Below are 16,148 nucleotides of genomic sequence, written 5' to 3' on the forward strand. Positions count from 1 at the left end.
ACTTCATGGAGGCACGGGTCAAAAACCCGTGCCTCTTCAGCGTTCGGGAGCTCCCTCGCAGTCGATCACCAGAAAGCTTGGGGCATCAGCCTGAATGTCCAGTTTGCGCATCAGCAGACGCGTCAGATACGCCCTGCCCCAGTCCGTTTCACGATCCAGGAACCGCCCCAGCGGAGTCTCGCGCTCGACACAGGCCACAAAATGGGGTTCGCCGCCCGCCGCGACCTGCACATCAAACGTGAGGTACTTGGGCCGCAGCTCCGCTGGAATGTCCAGCCCATGACTGGGCCGTATGCCCACATGAAACCAACCCGGCTCATCCGCCGCCTGCCTTGAAAAGGCCTCCAGTTTGGCCATGTGCGTTTCATACAGCAGCGGCCAGAAAATGCGGCGCTTGCCATCCGCACCCGCTTCGAGGCGGATCAGAGCGCCATTGGCACAGGTGGAGGTCACCAGGCGGAATAGGGGAACTGGCTGGCCGCTGGGCAGCAGCAGCGGCATTCCGTTGATGCGCGCGAGCAGTCTCAATTCCGTTTTTTGCGCCCCGCCCCCACCAAAGAGTGCTTCAATTTCAGCACCAAACTTTTCGGCCTCGTGAATGCACGCAGCACGACGCACGGCCGAGTCTGCGGCAAACAGCTCCGTCACCAGAGCCTTTGCATCGGCGGCAATCGCAGCGGTGTCCGGCGGAGGAAACTGGGCACGCGCCACCTGCGGCTGCACAGGGACCGGCAGACTCGGCACCTCAGCTTTGGCCGCCGAAATGCCCCCAGGCTGCTCCGCAGGAGCATTCACTCTGTCCCACCAAAACCATAAGGTTATGCCACACACCGCAGTGAAGGCCAGCATGATCAAGGCGTTTCGCCAGGACGAAGAGCGCAGATGCGCTGGCGGTGCAAACTCTTCCAGAGCCGGGGGCGGCGCGCCCACCGGCTGCAGCGCCTGCGAAGGCTGCAGCATCTGGCGCGCTATGCTTGCTGGTGGCACCTGTGCCTGCCACGCGCCCGGGGGGCCATGGACGCTAGAATCTGGCGGAAACGGCTGCGCCTCAGGCGGCGGCTGATATTCGGGCTGAAGCTGGTACGGCTGCGCTGTCCGTCTCTTCACCTGTGCCACGGCAGCCACCTGCGCGTACGTGCCAAAATAATTCCGTGGCGCATGATGCGCACAGTGCGGGCACTGCACCGGCCCCTCCATGCTTTGCTGCATGGAGAGAAATGCCTGCCCGCAGGCAGGACAGATCAGACTTGTTGTGGTGCCGGAATTCATCGTGCGCAAAAAACTTAACTCATGCGGGGTGACTTGCGCGAGCAGATTGCTGCATTCCGCCACATCTGCGGTACGATCACAGAATCTCTGGCGCAGACAGCGTCATGCGGTAAATTTTCCATTCGCATGAGTCGCCCTAACGATGATTTGAAGCCCGTCCCCCGCCATATCGCCATGATTATGGACGGCAATGGCCGCTGGGCGAAGGAGCGCGGCCTCCCGCGCACTGAGGGCCATCGCATGGGGGCTGAAACCGTGCGCCGCGTCGTGGAATGCTGCAGCGAAATCGGCGTCGAATTCCTCACCCTTTACGCCTTTTCCTCCGAAAACTGGAAGCGGCCCAAGCGCGAGGTCGAGGCGCTCATGAAACTGCTGGAAATCTTTCTGCGCGGCGAACTGGAGCTGATGATGAAGCAAAACGTCCGCCTTCAGGCCATCGGCCGCCTGCACGACCTGCCTCAGTCCTGCCAGGACGAACTGCACCGCTGCATCGAGACCACCTCCCAAAACACCGGCCTCACCCTCATCCTGGCTCTCAGCTACGGCGGGCGGGAGGAGATTGTGGACGGCGTCAAAAGCCTGCTCCGCAGCGTCGAGAGCGGCCACCTGGACAAGGCCATGATCGACGCCGAGGTCTTCAGCAAGCACCTCTACACGCGCTACTATCCGGATCCTGACCTGCTCATCCGAACCTCGGGTGAAATGCGGTTGTCCAATTTCCTCCTCTGGCAGGTCAGCTACACTGAGTTCTACATCACGGAAAAACTCTGGCCGGACTTCTCAAAAGAGGACCTGAAAACCGCCATCCGAGCCTTCCACCAGCGTCACCGCCGGTTCGGTGGTGTATGACGATTGTTGACCTGTCCCCCAATTGCTGCGATAACGCCAACCAACCAACCATCCCGCCCGAATGCCAGACAACCCGGACACCCACCTGATCATCGTGGATCCTGACACCGACTTTCTTGCTTGGGCTGCGGCCCATCTGAAAGCACCGGGCGTTTCCATCAGCACTTTCGAGCGGGGAGAAGACGCCCTGGCATCCTACGTCAAAAAGCGGGCGGACCTCCTCCTCTCAGAGGTCCGCCTCAACGGTTCCAATGGCATCGAGCTTCTCAAACGTCTGCGCCAGACCGATCCGCAGTCGATGGTAATCCTCTTCAGCGGCACCGCCACCACCAGCCACGTCATCGAAGCCATGCGTCTCGGCGCCTACGACGTGCTGGCGAAGGAGCGCCTGCCATACGAACTGCGTACCGTCGTCGAAAGCGCCCTTTCCTCCATTGAGGCTCGCAAGGTCACCCGCGCACAAAACGCCGAGGTGCCCACTGAGTCCATCCAGGAGACCATCATTGGCCGCTCGCCCCCCATGCAGGAGGTGTTCAAGCTCATCGGCCGCGTTTCCCGCTCCGATGCGCCAGTGATGATCACGGGCGAAAGCGGCTGCGGCAAAGAGCTCGTCGCTGGGGCCATCCACAAGTTCAGCCCCCGTGCTCAGAAGGAGTTCGTGGCCATCAACATCACGGCCATCCCTGACAATCTTCTTGAGAGTGAAATCTTTGGCCATGAAAAAGGCTCCTTCACCGGCGCTGTAAATCAGCGCGTCGGACGTTTCGAGCAGTGCGATGGCGGCACCCTTTTCCTGGACGAAATCGGCGACATGCCCCTCGCCGTGCAGAGCAAGCTCCTGCGCGTTCTTCAGGAAGGCCAGTACTCCCGTGTCGGCAGCAATCAGACGCTCAAAACCGACGTCCGCGTGCTCGCTGCCACCAACAAAAATCTCGAAGAGGAAGTCGCCAAGGGCAATTTCCGCGAGGACCTCTTCTACCGCCTCAATGTGGTGCGCATCCACATCCCGCCGCTTCGCGAGCGCCGCGAAGACGTGCGCCTCCTGGCCGAGTTCTTCCTCCACCGCCTTTCCTCCCGCCGTCGCGGCCCGCAGATGCGCTTCACCGACGATGCGCTCGACATGCTCGACGCCTACGACTGGCCCGGCAACGTCCGCGAACTCGAAAACACCATCCAGCGCGCCTGCGCCCTGTGCAATTCGGACGTGCTGCTCCCCTCCGACATCCCCCTCGGCAGCAAGGGTGCCCGCCACATGGACCCCTCCAGCACCGTCACCCGCATGCGCGATGCCCTCAGCATGCTCGTCAGTGTGGCGGAAAAAACGCCGGATATCGAGCTGCTCCCCTGGGTGGAGCGCGAGCTCTCACGCCTGGCCTACCGCCATTTTGGCGAAGACGCAGACCGCACTGCCAAGTTCCTCGGTGTCAATACCGAGGCTCTGCAGAGTCATCTCAGCGCACCCGCGGTGAAGAAGGCAGCCGTCGATTCTCAGCTTAGCACTCCACCTGCCGCCAAAAAGGCCAAAAAGGCAAGCTAGGATCACCCCCTTCTGTTTTGTCCCCGAAAACCAGGGACATTTCATTCGTTAGACACACAACCAACCCGACGTAACTCGCATTCCTATGCTCAAACAACTCACGCTTGCCGCACTCGCGGCCATCGCATTCACCTCCGCTCAGGCCGAAGATGGCTGGACGACGCTCTTCAATGGCAAAGACCTTTCCGGCTGGAAGTCCAATGAGGAAGTCCCCGGCGTCTTCACCGTGGAAAACGGCGAACTCAAAGTCAGCGGCGGTCGCGCCCATCTTTTCTACGTCGGCCCAAACGGAGACGCCAAGTTCAAGAATTTCGAGCTCAAACTCAAGGTTAAGACCACCCCCGGCTCCAACAGCGGCGTTTACTTCCACACCCAGTATCAGGACAAGGGCTGGCCGGACAAAGGCTATGAGTGCCAGGTGAACAGCACCCACACCGACCCCAAAAAAACCGGTAGCCTCTACGGTGTCATCAACATCCTCGCCCTTCTGGAAGGCCAGAAGGAACCCGAAGGTGGCAAACACATCAAGGTCCCCCTCGCCCCCAGCAAGGACGACGAATGGTTTGACTACATCATCAAGGTGGAAGGCAAGAAAATCACCCTTTCCGTCAATGGCGTCACCACCGTCGAGTTCATCGAGCCCGAAGGCTGGGACCCCGCCAAGGAGCTGAAAAACATGCCCGGCCGCAAGCTGAGCGAGGGCACCTTTGCCATCCAGGGCCACGACCCCAAGAGCACCACCTACTACAAGGAAATCGCCGTCAAGGTGCTTCCCTGATTAGCTGACACTCAAACTTATCTAACCGCAGCGGGCGTCTGGACAGGACGCCCGCTTTTTTGTGCTCATTCGGCGGGCCAACTTGCCTGACGATTCATTTGACGCGGGGCTTCGTTCTGAGCACCTAGCACCATGCTCCTCAACCACGGCATCCATCTCGGCTACTGCACCAACATCCACCGCGGCGAAACGTGGGAGGAGACTTGGAACGGCCTCAAAAACTACACCCTGCGTGTGAAGGATCGCGTCAGCGGCGGCAAGCCCTACGGCATCGGCCTGCGCCTCAGCCATCAGGCCGCCCAGGAGCTCAGTGCACCGGGAAAAATTGACGAGTTCAAAGCCTGGCTGGAAGCCAATGGCTGCTACGTTTTCACCATCAATGGCTTCCCCTACGGCTCCTTCCACGGCACCCGCGTCAAGGAGCACGTCTTCAAGCCGGACTGGAGCACTCCGGAGCGGCTCGAATACACCAATCTCCTTTTTGATATCCTGGCGCAACTGCTCCCCCCCGGCGTCAGCGGCAGCGTCAGCACCCTGCCCGGCTCCCACAAGACTTTCAATGTGGGCGGCGATGAGTTGCAGGCCATCTTTTCCAATCTTCGCCAATGCCGCGAACACATCGAGAAAGTAGCCTCAAAAAGCGGACACGACCTCCACCTCGGACTGGAGCCCGAGCCCCTCGGCTTGTTTGAGACCAGCGGCGAAACGCTGAAGTTTTTCGGCCTCTATTTCGACCGCAATCCGCAGGACCGGGACTTCCTCAAATTCGTGGGTCTGAACTACGACACCTGCCACCTGGCCATCGAGTTTGAAGACGCGCAGACCGCCCTCAAGCGCATCACCGAAAACGGCATCCGCCTCAGCAAGCTGCACTTCAGCTCCGCGCTCAAGCTCAAGCCCACCCCCGAAAACGTGGCCAAGCTGCACGCCTTTGACGAGCCGGTGTACTTCCATCAGGTCATCGCCAGCTATGGCAAGGAAGAGCCCCTGCGCCGCTTCAAAGATCTGCCAGACGCTCTGCAGTTTGCCGCCACCAGCCCCGGCAGTCTGGGCGAGGAATGGCGCGTGCATTTCCACATCCCCATCCATGCCCAGCCCGGCGGTGGTTTTGACAGCACACGAGATCACTTGATCGGAGCCATGGACTGGCTGGCTCAAAACCCCACCAAGTGCCAGCATATCGAGATGGAGACCTACACCTGGGAAGTCCTGCCGCAGGAGATGCGCAGCGGAGATGTCGTGGATCAGCTCGTTCGCGAGTACGAGTGGACGCTGGCCGAAATGGCTAGTCGAAATCTGACGATCAAATCATCCTGATCATTAGCCATGTCATGGGTAGGCTGCCTATGGCTGCTCTACATGGCGACTTCTTGACCCCTGCCCCCTTGACATCCCCTCTTCCAGCCCCCAAGTCTGGACTCCCCTTTTCCCAACATGCAATCCCTCTGGAACGACCAAGAAGCCGCCACTTTCGGAACCGATCTGCTCGGACAACGCGTCTACACCTCACGCCTGCTCGGCCGGAACCCCGCCCTAGTCCTCCACGGCGGTGGCAACACCTCGGTCAAGGTCACGGAAAAGGACTATTTCGGCGATGACGTCGAGCTTTGCTACGTCAAAGGCAGCGGCTGGGATCTGGCCACCATCGAGCGAGCCGGCTTCTCCCCTGTGCGCATGGACGCCCTCATCAAGATGTCCAAGCTCGCCACCATGAGCGACGAGGACATGGTGTTGCAGCAGCGCGCGGCCATGACCAATCCCAATGCGCCCACAGCCAGCATTGAGGCCATCCTGCATGCCATCCTGCCCTTCAAGTTCGTCGATCACAGTCACGCCAACGCCATCTCCGCCCTCACCTGCAATGCAGACGGCGAAGCCCGCGTGAAGGAGATCTACGGCAGCCGCGTCATCATCGTCCCCTACGTGATGCCTGGATTCATCTTGGCCAAGACCGTTGCCGAGCTCATCGCTGGCCGTGACCTGCGCAAAGAAGGCATCCAGGGCATGGTCCTGCTTAAGCACGGCCTCTTCACCTTCGATGACGATGCCCGCAAGAGCTACGAGCTGCACATCGAGATGGTCACCATGGCGGAAGACTACCTGGCCAAAAAAGGAGCCAAACCCGCCACCGCAGCTTCCACGACGGACCTCATGGCCCTCGCCAAACTACGCCAGGCTGTCTCCAAGCGCCGCGGCTTCCCGCAGATCGCACGTCTCAACGCCTCCCCCGAGGCCGTTGGCTATGCCAATCTGGCCAACGTTGCCACCTTTGGCACCCGCGGCCCCCTGACCCCCGACCACAGCATCCGCACCAAGCGCGCCCCCGCCTTCATCGGCGAAGATCTCGATGCCAGCGTGCAGAGCTACGCGGATGAATACGCGGCCTATTTCAACCGTCACGCCAGCGGCCAGACCATGCTCGATCCGGCCCCGCGTTTCGCCATCTGGCCCGGTCAGGGCATCGTCAGCTTTGGCGATACCCTGAAGGACGCCAAAATCGTGGCCGACATTGCCGAGTCCACCGCTGCCACCGTGCAACTAGGCGAATCCGTTGGCGGCTGGGAACCCCTGCCTGAAAAAGACATCTTCGAGATCGAATACTGGGACCTGGAGCAGGCCAAGCTGCGCAAAGGCCCCGCCCGCAAAGTGCATCAGGGCAAGGTCGCCCTCGTCACCGGCTGCGCCGCCGGCATCGGCTTCGCCATCGCCGAATCCCTCGCCGAGCAGGGCGCTCAGGTCGTCGGTCTGGATATCGATAAGGAGATCCCTGAAATCATGAAGAAGATCGGTGCCGTGGGCATCGTGGTAAACCTCACCGAAGATCAGCCCGTGCAGGACGCCATCGACTTCGCCGTGCGTGAGTACGGTGGCATCGACATCGTCGTCAGCAATGCGGGCATCTTCCCCAAAAACGACCCGCTCGACACCATGGCTCAGGGCGACTGGGACCGCACGATCATGATCAACCTCACCAGCCATCAGAAGCTGATGAACAAGGTCATCCCCTATGTGAAGCAGGGTATCGACGCTAGCATCATCTTCGTCGGCAGCCGCAACTTCAAAGCCCCTGGCCCCGGCGCCAGCGCCTACTCCTGCTCCAAGGCCGCCCTCACCCAGCTCTGCCGCGTGGCTGCGCTGGAGCTCGCTCCGCACAAGATCCGCGTCAACATCGTCCACCCGGATGCCGTCTTCGACACCAAGCTCTGGACCCCCGAGGCCCTGCTCAAGAGCGCCAGCCGCTACGGCATGACCGTCGAGGAATACAAGACCAAGAACCTCATGAAGGTGGAGATCAAATCCAAGGACATCGGCAACATGGTCTCCGCCATGGCCTCCCCCCTCTTCGCCAAAGTCACCGGCGCCCAGATCCCGGTGGACGGCGGAAATGACCGGGTAATCTAACCTCCGAAAGGGGCAAGCTATGACACTGCCAGAACTTCCCCTTTCCACTCCATCCCTTCTCTTCCCGGCCATCTCGCTTCTGCTCCTGGCACACACCAACCGCTTTCTCGGATTGGCCAGTGTCGTCCGTGGCCTGCACGCCAACTGGCAGGCCACTCAGGAGCCCATGCTCCTGGCACAGATTCAGAGCTTGCGGAAGCGTATCCGTATCATCAAGCACATGCAGTCCATGGGCGTGCTGAGCATGATTTTCTGCGTGGTCAGCATGACGTTGCTTTTCTTCAGCCATCAGCCAGGCGGCCAGATCACTTTTGGCATCAGCCTGCTGCTCATGCTGGCCTCCCTCGTGCTGGCCCTGGTGGAAATCCAGATGTCCGGCACGGCGCTGGACCTGCACCTGCAGGACGTGAAGTGCCGGGATGAGTAGGCAAAAGAAAAGCCCGGCTTGAGACCGGGCTGATCGCAATGTAGCTCAAAGGGGTCCCACCGATTAGCTGGCAGTGCTCGGATCTTTGATGATACGGCGCAGCAGCGGGAAGAGCGCATCCTCGCACTCCTTGCGCTTAAAGCGCAGCTGACGCTTCACCAGCGGGTTGCCAAACATGCGGTGGCTGTCCTGCACCCGACCTTCCAGAATGTCCGTCCAAGTGGCGTTCGAGGCATCCAGAGCGGCCGCCAGGCTCTGATCAAGAACCGGCATGCGCAGCACCAGGTCTTGCGGGCGGATGATCTCGTCCAGCAGATCGGTGGACACCGGGCCGTCTTTGAGGCTCACGACCACAATAGAAGGAGCCTCGCCAAAAATGGAGGTGCGCCACTGCTTGATGGCAGGCAGCGTGGCGGCTTTGGCCGTCACAGGGTGGATCGGCAGCCAGTGCAGTCCGTCATCCTCGCGCAGGCTCTGGATGATCTCAGGGTTCAGGTCACGGCTCAGGATGTCCTGGCAGCTGGCAGGCAGGTCAGCCAGCACCAGCTTGCCGTCCATGGCCGTCTCCACGATTCGACGCATGGAGTCCACATTATCGATGGGCATGGACTCAATCCTCTTGGGGGAGATTTTCTGAAAATCGCGATTGCCCAGGGCATCGCAGTCAAACATCGCTACGTCATCCCGCGTTTCAAAATTGGCAAGCTCGTAGATCAGGCGGGCAATCGTGCTCTTGCCGGTGCCTCCGCTGCCAGCGGTGATAAGGATCATCTTCATAGGGTGTTGCGGTAGCTTATCGGTCGGTTGGTTCAATGGAAAAAGCGCGGACTCTTGTTTGCTTTCTGAGGCCTCTGCACGCGGCACCTCACGAATGACAGCCGTCATGGGCTTGGCTGGCGCAGCAGCCTCGTCAGGGCTGGCTGGCTTGGGACTTTCGGAGGCAGGCTTCGGCGCAGCCACACGGCTGGCGCGCTGGAATGAAGCCCCCAGATAGCAGAAAAACTGTCCAGGCAGCTCCCGGTTCACCACCGCTTCCATGTTGTAGCCAGACAGGCTGAAGGTGCCGTCCTGCAGGGTCTGCCAGAGGCGGCTCAGCTGCTCATCCACATCTCCGCGCAGGTCGGAAAAGGGCTTTCCAGGCTCAGAAGCCTCACGGATGACCACCGGAGAGCGCCCCAGCGTCAGGCAGTCGCTGGCAGACTCCAGGGCCACGGTAAACTCAGGCAGGCTGTCCAGCCGGATGTCCAGCATCTTGGAGTCATTCGCGCTTTCCCTCAGGCCGGGCAGACGCAGCAGAATGTGCTCCGGGTCCAAGGCCAGCCCAAGCACCGGCACCGCCGCAGCCTGCTCTCTCAGGCGGTTGTGCAGCATCAGCACCTCGATCTCGGTCAGCCGGTTCCGGTGTGCCAGCAGGCGTGAAAGACGCACAGAAATCACGGGCATCCGCGATCCCTCAGCCCGGCCATAAACCTTGGGTGAGGAGCGCTGGGACGGCAGCAGCGGGTGCCAGCGCTCGTTGGCAAAAAGCTGCGCCATCATGTTCGAGCCGCGCAGCCCGCGCGTCACCGCAGCCGTGGCCATTAGCATCAGCCCCTTGATCTGCCCCAGGGTCAGCATCGTGCTGCCCGCGATCTGCCACTCACGCAGGTGTGTCAGCAGAGAGGACGGCACCTTGGCTGCCACGGCAGCACTGATCGGCTCAGTAGGGTGGCCCTTGATCAGCATCGCACAAACGTGCATCACCCTGGATGCCATTTCGGCACTCCCTATCGGACGAGCCTCAAAGCGGTCCACAAACAGCTGGAGAAAATCCTGCTGCCAGAGGCCCACCTTGCAGTTCAGCGGGTCCACAAATGAAACGGCTTCGGGCAGAAAGGACTCCAGCGCCTCCAGCTCCGCTGCCAGACGCCATACCATGATGCAGGCGATGCCGATTGGCAGCGGCCCCACTCGGCTGCAGTACTGCTTCACCGATTCTCCCGGTGCCGTACCCAGCATGACATTGGTCTGCGTCCCCTCATTCAAAATGTCCAACACCCTGGGCAGCGAAGGAAAATACGCTCCCAGCAAAGAGGAAAGCCACACCGTCTCCGCACGCATGAACGTCTGCTTCACCAGCCATGGACCACCAGCAGGGCTGAATTCTTCACACCCAAGACCTGTGCTGTTAGTGGTTGATGGTTGCGATTTGACCGGAAGTATGGATTTCACGATCAAAGATCGAAGCTGAGACATTGCGAAGAAGTCGTGGGATAATTTTGAAATATTGAAGCAAAGGCTATTCCATTACACGAACAAGATTAAACGGAAGAAGATACTTCTGTAACAAAATCTGCGGGAAATTCTCGAAAACGCAGACGATCACCTGCATTGCAGTGAATCATTCCTTATGGTCGGCATCAGCAGCCCGTCAATGCCAGCCTGCTTGATGTCTGGCGGCGTTCTTCTCACACACTGAGCTCCATGATGCGTCGCATGACTTCATCTGCGAGGGACTGATAGAGCTCTCTGCCGCTGTCGGAATAGTTTTTCAGATCAGGCTGCCATAGGTCTCCCACCACAAGCGTGATCTTGGCGGGCCTGAGTGTCTTGGCACCACGTGGATAGGCTTCGTAGGTGCCAAAGAGCCGCACCGGCAGCACAGGAGCCTTGCTTTTGGCAATGAAGAGTCCCACACCCGCCTCGGCGGATTGTGTCTCCCCATCATGGCTTCGAGTTCCCTCCGGAAACATCAGCACTTTTTTGCCGTCACGCAGCAGGCGAATCGTGGCCTTGAGAGAGGCCGCATCCGGCTTGTCTCGGTCCACCCCCTGCACTTCCCAGCTGCGCAGGATCATGCCCGCAATCGGGTTGTCAAAAAGCGTCTTCCGCGCAAACGAGTGCACCACTTCATCAAACGCAATGTTCACAAAGGGTGGGTCCAGAAAACTGACATGATTGCAGGCAATGATGGCAGGACCGGTGAACTTCAGCTTCTCCGCACCCACCACTCGATAGTCAAACAATCCACGAGCGAGTTCGCTGAAGACGATCCGACCGAGCAAGTAGGAGAGGTTCATTTTCCGTTCGGGATTATGCCAGATGGAGTGCTGCGATCACCTGCTCGACCGCTTGATCAAGGGTGATGTGTGAGTTGTCGATGACAGTGGCGCCGGCCGGAATCACAAGCGGGCTGTTCTTGCGCTGTTTGTCGATCCGGTCCCTCTCGGCTATCTGGTCTGCGTGTCCCTGGGCTCCACGCCTGCTGGCACGCACCTCTTCACTGGCATCAATGTAGATTTTGTTTGGACTGTCCGGAAACACCACGGACCCGATGTCTCGCCCTTCCATGACCAGCGGCCCTGTGGCTGCCAGAGCACGTTGATCCGCCACCAGCCGGTTGCGCACCTCATCCACTCTGGCCACAAACGAAACCGCACGGTTGACCGGGTCGCTGTTGAGATCGGCGTCAGTAGGCGTGCGTCCGGAAATACAGACCTGGGTTTTGCCATCCACCACAGGAGATTCGAGAACCATCCCTGTGGCAAAGGCGCGCACGGCATCGGCATCCTGCGGGTCCACACCCGCCTGGAGCACGGCCCACGTTACGGCACGGTACATGTTGCCGGTGTTGACATACGTGCGCCCCAGTCGCTGCGCCACAAGACGTGCGATGCTGCTCTTCCCTGACGCTGCAGGGCCGTCAATCGTGATCACTGAATGCGCTGCACTCATGCTTTGTCACGATTCATTTTATCCACCAGCGGCTGGGGGACGGTGGACATCACCGGAATCGGTCGCGCACCGGCATCACCATTCAAAAAGAGGTCCAGATGACGCTCAAAACCAGGATAGGAAGTCGAAATGCACTCCGTGCCCTCCAGCGTCGTGGTTCCTTCCGCAAAGAGACCTGCCACCAGGAAGGCCATGGCGATGCGATGGTCCCCATAGCACGGCAGCGTGGCTCCTTGCAGCTTGGCTCCGCCTTCGATTTCCATGCCGTCTGGATGCTCGGTCACAGTGACACCCATGAGGCGCAGGTTGGAGACCACGGCCGCGATGCGGTCCGTCTCCTTGACGCGCAGCTCCGAGGCATCCCTGATCAGTGTCTTGCCGCGGGCCAGCGCAGCCGCCACGGCGAGAATCGGCAGTTCATCGATCACGTTCGGGATCTCAGCCCCGCCAATCACAGTGGCATTGAGATCCCCCCCACGCACCGTGATGTTTCCACGGGGCTCACCTTCGGTATGCGTTTCAGAACTGGTGACCAAGGCACCCATGCGCAGCAGCACGGTGATGATGCCTGTGCGCGTGGGGTTCAGCCCCACATTTTTGATGGTGATCTGCGCTCCCGGCGTCGCCGCAGCGGCCACCATCCAGAAAGCAGCACTGGAGATGTCTCCGGGCACCACGATATCATTGGCCTTAGGCTCCTGGCCTCCGTAAACGCTGACGCAGTCATCCTCACGCAGCCATTTGATGCCGAAATGAGTAAAAAGGCGCTCCGTATGGTTTCTCGTGGCCACTGGTTCCACCACAGTCGTCTTGCCAGGGGCTTGCAGACCGGCCAGTAGGATGGCGCTTTTCACCTGGGCACTGGCCACAGGCAGCTTGTAGTAGATGGATTTGAGCGGACCGCCCTCGATGGTGAGAGGCGCGCAGATTTTCTCCCCCTGGCCGGAGATCTTTGCACCCATCTGCGAAAGTGGATCAGCGACACGCTTCATCGGGCGCTTCGAGAGCGAGGCATCTCCAAACAGCTCCGTTTTGAAATCCTGCCCGGCAAGTATGCCTGAGATAAGGCGGATGGTCGTGCCAGAATTGCCGCAGTCCACAGGCTTTTCCGGGGCCTTCAGCTTCATGCCGTTGCCAGTGATGGCCAGTTTCACGAGGCCCACGCCTTCCACCTCTTCCAAAGGCTCCATCGTGGCACCGAGCGCCACCATGGCATGCACGGTGCACAGGCAGTCCTCGCTGGGAAGGAAGCCGTCGATGACGGTGGTGCCCTTCGCGAGTCCGGCAAACATCGCAGAACGGTGGGAAATGCTTTTGTCACCGGGGACGGTGATTTCGGCGGGAATGCTTTTGAGTTTCTTCGACTTGAGGCTGGCCATGATCTTCAGACCGCCGGAAGGAGATCGCGCAGGGCTTTGGCCTGGGCGAGAAAACGGCGGAGAGCTTCTTCGTCCATGGTCTGGAGCATTTCAACAAGCTCTAGCAGGACAGAAGCGGCATCTTGCAGGGAGGAAACAACCTCTGCGCGGTTTTGCATGAGAATGCCCGCCCACATGTCGGGATCCCCCCCCGCTACGCGCGTGGTGTCCCGGAACCCTCCAGCGGAGCTATCCAGTACCCGTTTGTCCTGCTTCAGGGCCGCCAGCGTCGTCAGCACTGCCATGCAATGCGGCAGGTGGGAAATGCGTGCAACGCAGTGGTCGTGCTGCTGGGGCGTCATTTCCTGGATACGGCAGCCAAGTTTCTGCCAAAAGGTGCGCAGCCTGCCAAGATGCCCGGTCTTGGTCTGCCCGGTGGGGGTCAGAATGCACGCGGCCTGATGAAAAAGATCCCCTCGGGAATGAGCCAGCCCGGTATGCTGTGAGCCCGCCATCGGGTGGCTGCCCAGAAAGCCCGCCTTGGATGGCTGGAAAATCGGCTCCAGCTCTGCGACGACCTGCCCCTTCACACTGCCGACATCGGTGACAATCAGGTCATCCGCGAGATCGCAGGCCACCATCTGCCTGGCAATACCCGGCATGTATTGGATAGGCATGCATAAAAGCGCCAGCGAGGCCCCTTGGATGACGGCTGCCAGGTCCGTACTGGCCACCACATTGGGAAACAGATTTTTCACCTCCTCCACGGCTTCGTCGCGCCTGGCCCACACTCGCACTTCCACACCCGGCATGCGTTGCTGGATGGTTTTGACCAGCGAACCGCCTAGCAGGCCGGGACTGAAAATAGCAATAGATCGTTCAACAGACACGGTGGAGTAAAAGCGCGGGCTCTTGAGTCATGAATACATCAGCCCGGCAGGACCAGGCTGATGAAATGGGCAGTCGGAGGGCAGCCCTTGGGCAGACAAAAATCAGGGCACCCGGAAGATTTTGCCCGTGTAGGGGCAGCGCGCTTTCTGACCGGACTGGAAATCACGCACATCAATCGCCTGTCCGTTGGGATCAAACGGGCTCTTCACAAATCCCGGTTTGCCATCGATACGGGTGGCATAAGGAATCTCGGCGGGAGCAGCTGGCGGCTGTGGTGCCGAAGGAGTCGCAGGTGTCGTCCCTGGCGGCGTCACAGTGATCGGAGCAGGCGCCCCTGGATTGTTCGTCGCTGGCGGCGGAGTCACATTATCTCCCGTGACAGGTGCATTGGGATTGGGAGGCTGAACGGCAGCTGCGTTCGGGTCGGTCAGACCGTTCTGGTCCAGATACTGGTTTTGCTCCTCAGACACACCGTACCTTGGGGGAACATCCAAGGAACGTCCACGCCCTCCGCCAGGGATCGGCGGAGCGGGGTCCGTGCAGGCGGTGAAACTGGCTGCCGACGCGGTCAGAAGAAATGCCTGAAGGAGTTTTTTCATGGCGGATTTGGATGGAAAAGGGGAGATCAGGCGTTCACGCGCATGGGCATCAGCACATACAGGAAATTCGTGCCGCTGCGCAGCACTCCTGGGCTGATTTCATCAATCAGGTGCAGATGCACTTCATCGGCGCTCAGATTGCGCAGCGGTGCCATCGCAAACTCGGGGTTGAAGGCGATGGTGATGGACGCCCCCTTGTAGTTGATGGCTACTGTTTCGCGCGCCTCGCCCACATCCGGGGATGTGGCCACGATTTCCACGCTGCCAGGGCTGAAAATGAATTTGATCGAGTTCGACTTTTCTGTGACCAGCAGGGACACGCGGGAAATGGCCCGCAGGAAGGCCTCACGCTCCAGCGGAATGCGCTCCTTGGACTCCCCTGGAATCACCTGACGATAGTTCGGATAGTTGCCGTCGATCAGCTTGCTCACCAGCAGGCTCTCGCCCAGATCAAAGCCGATCTGCGAACCGGTGACGCGGAGGGAAACCTCGCCGGAATCGCCCAGCAGTCGGGAAAGTTCGTTCACAGCCTTGGTCGGCACAATGATGTCGATCTCCTGGCTCTGTGGGAACTCCAGCTCCTGCTCCACCATGGCCAGACGGCGTCCGTCCGTGGCCACCATCGTCAGGGCGTTGTCCTTGAAGGAGAATAAAATGCCGTTCAGCACATAGCGTGTTTCATCCGTGGAGATGGCATAGCTGGTCTTGCGCAGGCAGTCGCGCAGCACCTGCTGCTCGATGCGGAACTCACGCGCTTCATCAAAGCGCGGCAGCGCCGGGAACTCCTCGCTGGTAAGTCCCAGCACCTTGAAATAGCTCGGACCGCTGCGGATGGAGGCCACGTTTTTCTCGTCCACCTTGACCTCGACTTCCTGGGCAGGAAGCTCACGGACAATGGTGGCCAGACGGCGCGCCGGCAGCGTGGTGGCACCGGGCTCTTCCACCTCTGCGGGCACAGAGCATGTCACACCCACGTCGAGGTCAGTGGTGGTGAGTTCGAGCACACCATCCTTGGCCTTGAGCAGAACATTGGAGAGAATGGCGAGCGTGGTGCGCGAGCTGACCACGTGCTGGACCTGATTGATGGCGTCCAGAAAGGATTCTTTGCTGATGTTAAACTTCATATGAAATGCCTGCTATGGGTCGATTTGTTAACAAACCCCGATGAAACGGCAAGGATATTGAGCGGAAAAATCCAGGTGTCTAACTGCAATCTGCGCTCATTTTCTTTCTTGCCATCCCCGCTGGGCGGCCTCCCTCGGCCACACGGCAGCCCGTAAATAAAAGTTGGCAGCTTCTGGCAGCAAGCCGCGCTTGTTGCTGC

The 16,148-nt window shown here is 59.9% G+C and carries 14 protein-coding genes; 6 read left to right on the plus strand and 8 right to left on the minus strand.

All coding sequences use genetic code 11. The features are described 5' to 3' along the window. Positions 1-36 precede the first annotated feature (36 nt). A complete protein-coding gene (locus HNQ65_RS08925; RefSeq protein WP_184339176.1) occupies positions 37-1,269 on the minus strand; it encodes a hypothetical protein in 1,233 nt (410 codons plus the stop codon). Between the two features lie 126 nt (positions 1,270-1,395). Between HNQ65_RS08925 and HNQ65_RS08930 the strand changes: the two genes are divergently transcribed. From HNQ65_RS08930 to HNQ65_RS08955, 6 genes are all read left to right on the plus strand, one after another. After that, complete coding sequence (locus HNQ65_RS08930) at positions 1,396-2,118, plus strand: isoprenyl transferase (RefSeq protein WP_184339177.1); 723 nt, start codon at positions 1,396-1,398, stop codon at positions 2,116-2,118. Positions 2,119-2,179: 61 nt separating this feature from the next. Then, positions 2,180-3,655, plus strand: coding sequence for a sigma-54-dependent transcriptional regulator (locus HNQ65_RS08935; RefSeq protein WP_184339178.1), 1,476 nt, complete (start codon positions 2,180-2,182; stop codon positions 3,653-3,655). 85 nt (positions 3,656-3,740) lie between these two features. Then, entirely contained in the window at positions 3,741-4,433 is a 693-nt protein-coding gene (locus tag HNQ65_RS08940; protein ID WP_184339179.1) for a 3-keto-disaccharide hydrolase, read from the plus strand. A gap of 132 nt (positions 4,434-4,565) precedes the next feature. Further along, on the plus strand, positions 4,566-5,750 hold the full coding sequence (gene eboE, locus HNQ65_RS08945; protein ID WP_184339180.1) for a metabolite traffic protein EboE: 1,185 nt from the start codon (positions 4,566-4,568) through the stop codon (positions 5,748-5,750). A gap of 117 nt (positions 5,751-5,867) precedes the next feature. Further along, on the plus strand, positions 5,868-7,835 hold the full coding sequence (locus HNQ65_RS08950; protein ID WP_184339181.1) for a bifunctional aldolase/short-chain dehydrogenase: 1,968 nt from the start codon (positions 5,868-5,870) through the stop codon (positions 7,833-7,835). Between the two features lie 19 nt (positions 7,836-7,854). After that, a complete protein-coding gene (locus HNQ65_RS08955) occupies positions 7,855-8,262 on the plus strand; it encodes a DUF2721 domain-containing protein (RefSeq protein ID WP_184339182.1) in 408 nt (135 codons plus the stop codon). A gap of 63 nt (positions 8,263-8,325) precedes the next feature. Here HNQ65_RS08955 and HNQ65_RS08960 read toward each other — a convergent pair whose 3' ends face one another. The 7 genes from HNQ65_RS08960 to dnaN form a co-directional block, all read right to left on the minus strand. After that, positions 8,326-10,473 (minus strand): hypothetical protein, encoded by a 2,148-nt coding sequence (locus HNQ65_RS08960; protein ID WP_184339183.1) that lies wholly within the window; start codon positions 10,471-10,473, stop codon positions 8,326-8,328. A 236-nt stretch (positions 10,474-10,709) separates the two neighbouring features. After that, positions 10,710-11,321: a lysophospholipid acyltransferase family protein gene (locus tag HNQ65_RS08965; protein ID WP_184339184.1), complete on the minus strand. Its 612-nt coding sequence runs from the start codon at positions 11,319-11,321 to the stop codon at positions 10,710-10,712. A 13-nt stretch (positions 11,322-11,334) separates the two neighbouring features. Continuing rightward, positions 11,335-11,976, minus strand: a complete 642-nt coding sequence (gene cmk, locus HNQ65_RS08970) for a (d)CMP kinase (RefSeq protein WP_184339185.1) — start codon at positions 11,974-11,976, stop codon at positions 11,335-11,337. Next, positions 11,973-13,355: a 3-phosphoshikimate 1-carboxyvinyltransferase gene (gene aroA, locus HNQ65_RS08975; RefSeq protein ID WP_184339186.1), complete on the minus strand. Its 1,383-nt coding sequence runs from the start codon at positions 13,353-13,355 to the stop codon at positions 11,973-11,975. The genes cmk and aroA overlap by 4 nt, the downstream gene beginning before the upstream one ends. 5 nt (positions 13,356-13,360) lie before the next feature. Next, positions 13,361-14,224 carry a prephenate dehydrogenase/arogenate dehydrogenase family protein gene (locus HNQ65_RS08980; protein WP_184339187.1) on the minus strand — a complete coding sequence of 288 codons (864 nt, stop codon included), beginning with the start codon at positions 14,222-14,224 and terminating at the stop codon, positions 13,361-13,363. A 102-nt stretch (positions 14,225-14,326) separates the two neighbouring features. Beyond that, positions 14,327-14,824 (minus strand): hypothetical protein, encoded by a 498-nt coding sequence (locus tag HNQ65_RS08985; RefSeq protein WP_184339188.1) that lies wholly within the window; start codon positions 14,822-14,824, stop codon positions 14,327-14,329. A gap of 26 nt (positions 14,825-14,850) precedes the next feature. After that, entirely contained in the window at positions 14,851-15,948 is a 1,098-nt protein-coding gene (gene dnaN / locus HNQ65_RS08990; protein ID WP_184339189.1) for a DNA polymerase III subunit beta, read from the minus strand. Positions 15,949-16,148 lie beyond the last annotated feature (200 nt).

This window comes from Prosthecobacter vanneervenii (assembly GCF_014203095.1).
GTDB classification, from domain to species: domain Bacteria; phylum Verrucomicrobiota; class Verrucomicrobiia; order Verrucomicrobiales; family Verrucomicrobiaceae; genus Prosthecobacter; species Prosthecobacter vanneervenii.